General features: G+C 60.6%; 1 protein-coding gene. It reads right to left on the bottom strand.

The features are described from left to right. On the bottom strand, positions 1–476 hold a 476-nt coding region (locus AC2W7L_RS18495), incomplete at its 3' end, for an IS110 family transposase (protein WP_486005637.1). Positions 477–789: the final 313 nt, after the last annotated feature.

Genomic DNA, 789 nt, shown 5'->3' with positions numbered 1-789 from the left:
GTGAGCGCATTGATGGTCCGGGTCTTCTCCTGAGTCATGGACTCCCGAGCCTTGACCAGGATCCGCAGTCCCTGACGCGGCCCATCAGCCTGCCGGGGAAACCGCAGTCGTGACTCGTCTAGGGACAGGACCGCACCAGCGATCCTGCGGGCATCGATCCGGTCGTCTTTGCCCGTGGCATGCCGGTCGCGAGCATTCATGCTGGCGGCCTCGGCGACCGTATAGCCTGCGTCGGCGACATGGTCGGCAAGGATCGCCCCGTACGTGCCGATACCCTCGATCACCCACAGGGTATCGAGGTCCCCGCGAGTACGGCGGCCAGCCCACGTCAGGGCTCGTTTGATGCCGGCTTCCGTGGTCGGGAATGCGGCAGTGTCGACGTGCTCACCAGTGTGCGTGAGGACACTGTAGACGTGGTTCTTCGCGTGGGTGTCGACGCCAACGACAAACGCGTATAAATGCGAGATGATAGTCATGACGGTTCGTGATTCTCCCGTGTCAGAGCGGATGAGGTCCGACCGTCAAACGGTCGGCTCCGGCCCGGGAGATAGTCACGTCGAAACACTACTGTGATGAGTCACGTTCGGTCAGGAACGGACAACCTTCTGATCAAGTTATCGATGTGGGCCGAGCCGGTGCCGACCGCCCACCAATCATCAGACAGATCCCGACGAGGACATCGTTCGAGTCAGTAGTTCTGAGGGTCATGATGATCAATGGGACGGTCAGTTCCTACTCTGCCAGCCAGTCCCAGACCAGCCACCATCAATACTCACAGTAGTTCTGGGG

It is taken from the genome of Brevibacterium sp. LAARM3_SD1, from assembly GCF_057364765.1.
The sequence above is the reverse complement of the archived record's forward strand: the minus strand, read 5'-3'. Positions and strand labels throughout refer to the sequence as shown.